The 5505-nt window shown below is 73.7% G+C and carries 3 protein-coding genes and 1 pseudogene; 1 reads left to right on the top strand and 3 read right to left on the bottom strand.

Features of this window, described 5'->3' with window-relative positions:
- The 3 genes and pseudogenes from D3105_RS35585 to D3105_RS31805 all read right to left on the bottom strand — a co-directional run.
- Positions 1 to 246, bottom strand: a pseudogene (locus D3105_RS35585) (TylF/MycF/NovP-related O-methyltransferase); the annotation flags it as partial.
- Positions 141 to 929 carry a methyltransferase domain-containing protein gene (locus tag D3105_RS31810; protein ID WP_118906335.1) on the bottom strand — a complete coding sequence of 263 codons (789 nt, stop codon included), beginning with the start codon at positions 927 to 929 and terminating at the stop codon, positions 141 to 143. The gene D3105_RS31810 and the pseudogene D3105_RS35585, both read right to left, overlap by 106 nt.
- Positions 930 to 1046: 117 nt before the next feature.
- A complete protein-coding gene (locus D3105_RS31805; protein WP_118906334.1) occupies positions 1047 to 2231 on the bottom strand; it encodes a CDP-glycerol glycerophosphotransferase family protein in 1185 nt (394 codons plus the stop codon).
- 101 nt (positions 2232 to 2332) lie between these two features.
- Here D3105_RS31805 and D3105_RS31800 point away from each other — a divergent pair.
- Positions 2333 to 5505 (top strand): bifunctional glycosyltransferase/CDP-glycerol:glycerophosphate glycerophosphotransferase (locus D3105_RS31800; protein WP_118906333.1); only part of this gene is annotated, 3173 nt, incomplete at its 3' end.

Raw genomic sequence — 5505 nt, 5'->3', positions numbered from 1 at the left:
GGCGGGGGCGGTACGGGCGGCGGGCACCGGAACACGCCTGAGCTGGTATCCGGTGAGCTGCTGAAGGACGCCGTTGACGGCGTTGCGCCAAGCCATGCCCCGGGACAGTACGCGCGGTTTGCGGCTCATGTCACTTTTCGTCAACCTGCCATTGATTCCGGCGCGGTTCCGGGGGCGGACGCCGGGGCGGGCACGGAGGCCGGCTCGGACGCGGGCTCGGATACGGGGGCGGCAGGCCTGCCGCACCGGTCGCGGCCGTCGACCGGCCGGGGCAGCGGGACGCCGTCCACGCCGCCGACCCAGTTGGCCCACCACACCGCGGCCTCCCGGACGACGAACATCGTCAGCCGGGGGTAGCGCCGCGGCTTGCGGAAGACACCGACGGAGTCGCCCCAGTAGGCGGCCTTCTTGTCGATGGCCCGGTAGTCGTGCCAGATACCCTTCTGCGGCGGGAAGTCGGTGTAGGCCTCGACCAGTTCGAGCCGGGAGTGGGCGGCGAGGGCACGGAATCCGTCGGGGTAGTAGCGCCAGCAGTCCTGCGCGTCGTGGACATGGCCGCGCGAGGGGGCGGTGATGAACGCGTGCCCGCCGGGCTTCAGAATCCGGGCGATCTCCAGCATCGACGCCCAGAAGAACGGGATGTGCTCGAACGCCTGCCCGGAGAGGACGACATCGGCGCTGTTGGAGCGGGCGGGGATGCGGTACGGCTTCTTCATCACCGCGTCGACGTTGGGGCCGTCCTGCACGTCGACCCCGAAGTAGTCGATGGGGTGCCCGGCGAGGAGGGCCCGGTGGGTACGGGTCTGCTTGCCGGAGATCCGCGACCCGAGGTCGACGACCCGGTACGCGCCGTTGCCGGAGGCAGGCCCTTCGACGGGCAGATACTCCTTGATGCAGAGTTCCATCTGCTCGTAGGCGGACCGGTGCATGGACGTCTCCCAACATCGCGGGGTGAGCGAACTGTTGGGCACAACGACGGCGCGGGTCGGAGGAACCGGCACCGGACGCACGAATGAGCCATCCGGGTGGCGGGGCGCACGCTCGCCTCACTCCGTCGGCGCGAAGAACCGCCGTACGACACGTTCCGCCGCGTGCCCGTCGTCGTACGGGCAGAACCGCTCCCGGAACGCGGTGCGCAGCACGGCCGACTCCGGGGAGCGCCACCGCCCCGTGCTGAACACGTCCGCCAGTTCGTCCGGGGTGGTGGTGACGGGTCCGGGGGTGTCGCCGGGGAGCCCGGAGAGCAGGTCGAAGTAGGTGCCGCGCGCGGCCCGGTAGGCGGCCCAGTCGGGGGCGTGGACGACGATCGGACGGTCGAGGCAGGCGTAGTCGAAGATCAGGGAGGAGTAGTCGGCGATCAACGCATCTGCGGCCAGGCACAGTTCCTCGACCCGGGGGTGTCCGGTGACGTCGATGACCCGCCCGGCACCCATAGCATCGCCGACCCCGGCGGACCGCCCGTAGAAGTAGTGGGCGCGCACCAGAATGACGTAATCGGGACCGAGTTGGCTTGCCAGCTGCTCCGGATCGAGGTCGGGGACGAAGCCGTCGCGGTAGTCGCGGTGGGTCGGGGCGTGGAGCAGGACGGTCTGCCCCTCGGCGATGCCCAGGTCGGCACGGATCTTCGCGATGTCGTCGGCGGTGGCGGTGAAGTAGACGTCGTTACGGGGGTATCCGAGGTCCATCCGCTCGTACGCGCCCGGGTAGACGCGGTCCCAGACCTCGGTGGTGTGCGGGTTGGCGGAGAGGCTGTGGTCCCACTGGCCGACATGGGCGAGGATCTTGCCGAAGTCGGTCTTCCGGGCGAGGGCGGGATAGGCGCGTTGGTCGAGCCCCATGGTCTTGAGCGGGGTCCCGTGGTGGGTCTGGAGATAGCGCTGACCGGGCCGCTTCGTGAAACCCCCGGGAAAACTGGAGTTGTTGACCAGGTAGGTGGCGGTGGCCATGGCACGCCAGTAGGGGCGCGAGCCCTCGATGACGTACGGCACACCGGCGGGCATCCGATCACGGTGCCGGGACGAGACGACCCACACGCCCCGGATGTGCGGGACCAGTTCGCGGGCCTTGGCGTGGATCGCGGCCGGGTTGCAGGCGACGCCCCGGTTCCAGTACGCCCCGTAGACCGCCAGGTCGGGGTCGAGCGGGCGGCGCAGGTCGCTGCGGTAGACGGCCCGCATGGCCTGCCGACGGACGAACCGCTTCAGGGAGGCTGGGGAGACGGGAGGCGGCATGGCAGCCGAGCGTAGTCGCGGGCCCGGGCGGTCGACGCCCCGCGTTCACCCGTTCGGGTCAGCGCCGGTGACCCCCGGACCCACCCTCTGTTGACCAGGACATGAAGCCACCACTTCTCAGCGTCGTCGTCCCCGTCCACAACGTCGAGGCCTACTTGGAGGACTGCCTGCGGTCGGTGGCGGAGCAGACCCTCGACGCGATCGAGGTGGTGATGGTCGACGACGGTTCGACGGACGCGAGCGGCCGGATCGCGGCGGAGTTCGCCGCCCGGGACGAGCGTTTCCGCCTGGTGCGGCAGCCGAACGCGGGCCTGAGCGCCGCCCGCAACACCGGCGTCCGGCACACCACCCCCACCGTGCCCTACCTGGCGTTCGCGGACAGCGACGACATCGTCGTGCACGACGCGTACGAGCGGATGACGGCCGCGCTGGAGTCGAGCGGTTCCGATCTGGTGACCGGCAACGTGTGGCGGCTGACCGGGCAGGGGCGGCAGCAGGCCTGGCAGTACCGCTGGCTGACGGGCCCCCGGTCGCGTACGCACATCACCCGGGATCCGCGGCTGCTGGCCGACCGGGTGGCGTGGAACAAGGTGTTCCGGCGCTCCTTCTGGGACACGCACGGCTTCGCCTTCCCCGAGGGCAGGCTGTACGAGGACACCCCGGTGATGATCCCCGCGCACTATCTCGCGGGCTCGGTCGACGTCCTCGCCGAGCACGTCTACTACTGGCGGGTGCGGGAGGGCTCGATCACCCGGCGGCGTACGGACGTCACGGGCGTACGGGACCGGATCGCCGCGTGCGAGCAGGTCAGCGCGTTCCTGGGCGGCCGGGACGCTGGCCGGCGGCGGGCGTACGACGCGTCCTGCCTCCGCGACGACTTCGGCTACTTCCTGGACGGCCTGCCGATGGGCGGCGAGGCGTACCGGACGGCGTTCCTGGAGGGCGCGGGGGCCTTCGTCGACCGGGCGGGGGCCGGGGTGCTGGAGGGGCTGCCGGTGGAGCTGCGCATCAAGTGGCAGCTGGTCCGGGAGCGACGCCTGGAGGACCTGCTGGCGGTCCTCGCCTTCGAACGGGCCAACGGCGCGGGCACGTTCGCCGTCGAGGGCCTGACGGGTCGACGGCGGGCGGTGTACCCCGGCGTGCACGGCGCGAGCGCCCGGCTCGCACGCACGGACCTCCCGGCGGTCGCGCGGCTCCTGGAGGCGCGGTGGGGCGCGGACGGGAAGCTGCGGCTGCGCGGGTACGCGTATCTGCGCAACCTCCCCGCCGGGTCGGCGCACCGGCGGCTGACGGTGGGCATGGTCCGGACGGAGCGGGGGCGGCAGGTGCGGCCGGTGCCGGTGCGGTCCGTTCCCGCACCCGAGGCGACGGTGGACTCCGGTCAGGAGCTGCACGGCTACGACCACGCGGGCTTCGAGATGCTCCTCGACCCGGACAGGCTGCCCGCGACGGCGGAGGGCGGCGGCTGGCTGGTGGGCCTGGTCCTCGCCGCCCCCGGAACGGTCCGCCGGGTCGCCGTGCGCGCGCAGGACGCGGGGGCGGATCAGCCGCTGACGCACGACCTGGGCGACGGGCGGCGGGCGGTGCTGGACTTCCGGGGCGGCCGACTCCGGCTGACGGTGTCGCGACTGCGGGCCCGGGCCGAGGGACACCGGACGGTCGCCGCCGGGACGGCGGGAGCCTCGCTGGAGATCGCGGGCAGGCTCTTCGACGGGACGGCGAGGGCCACGGAGCTGGTGCTGACCCGGGAGGGAGACGAGGGCGGCGAGGAGCGCTCCTGTGCGGTGGCGTACGGGGAGGGAGCCGGGCCGGACGGGAGCACACCCCGGCCGAACGGGTCCACGCCCGGGCCGGACACAGGTACACCGGGGCCCGACGGGATGGCGTTCACCGTGCGTGTGCCGCTCGCCGAACTCGCCGCCGTGCCGCCCGCCGCGCACCGGGCCCCCCGTGAGGTCGAGGCGGCGGGCGGGACGCGGTGGCGGGTCCGGCTGCTGCTCGACGACGGCACCCGCGTCCCGCTCCCCGCCGCCCCGGATCTGCCGCCGCCCGCGTGCGCGGACGCGGCGGGTGACCTGGTGCTGGACCTGGCGGGGCCGCCGTACGTGGACCGGGTGGACCCCACTCCGGAGGGGGGCCTGCGGATCTCGGGGGCGTACGCCCCGTCGGCTCCGGGTGCGGAAGCAGGGCCGCCGGACGCGTCCGGCGCCCGTCTCGTCCTGCGCCACGAGACGCTGCACGAGGTGGTCCCGGTCGCGGAGGCCGAGGTTGTCGATGGAACCGAAGCGGCCGGAGCGGCCGGCACTCCGGGTGCCCACCCCACCCTCCGCTTCTCCGCGCTGGTCGCCCCGCCGCTCCCGGAGGGCCGCTGGGAGGTCCGCCTGGACGGCCGCCCCGTCCGCGTCCTCGGCTCCGCCGCCGCGCAGCTTCCCTGCGGCGGCGAGGGCGAGAACGCGCTGCGCCTGGAGCGGCGGCACGGCGACCGGCTGTCCGTCGTCGCTCCGCCCGGCCTCCCGGCCGCCGAGCGGAGCGCGTACGGCAGACGGCTCCTGCGCGCCGCGCACCACCCCGACCAGCGCACGCCCGGGGCGCCCAGCACACCCCGTACGCTCCCGCTCCCCTCCCACCGGCGCACGCCCAGCACGTCCCGCACATCGCGCACGCTCCCGCTCCGCGACACCGTCCTCTACGCGGGCGGCGACTCCCCGCGCGCCGTCCACGCCGAGCTCGTGCGCCGGGGCACGGACACCGAACATCTGTGGGTCACCGGCACCACCCCCGGCCGCATCACCCACGTCCCGCCCGGCGCGCGGGCCGTCCCCGTACACAGCGCCGCCTGGTACGAGGCGCTGGCCCGCTCCCGCCGCATCGTCACGGACGAGCAGCTGCCCGTCTGGTTCGAGCGGCGGCCCGGGCAGATGGTCGTCCAGACCTGGCACGGCACCCCGCTGGGCCGGTTCGGCTCCGGTCTGGCGGACTCCCTTTACGCCGACCACCAGCACCTCGCCACCCTGCCGCAGCGGTCGGCCCAGTGGTCGGTACTGATCTCCCCGAGCCGCTTCGCCACCCCCTTGCTGCGCCGCTCGCTCGCGTACGAGGGCGAGGTGCTGGAGGCCGGATCGCCCGCCAACGACCTGCTGTTCCCGCCCGTACGGGACAAGGCGGCCGAGGAGGTCCGGCGCGGGCTCGGGATCCCGGAGGAGCACCGCGTCGTGCTGTACGCCCCGACCTACCGCGACCACCTGGCCCACCCCCCGTCCGCCACCCTCCACTC

Origin of the sequence: Streptomyces globisporus (genome assembly GCF_003501885.1) — a bacterium.
Taxonomy (GTDB): Bacteria; Actinomycetota; Actinomycetes; order Streptomycetales; family Streptomycetaceae; genus Streptomyces; species Streptomyces globisporus_D.
Note: the sequence above shows the minus strand (reverse complement) of the source record. Positions and strands in the feature narration are given on the sequence as shown.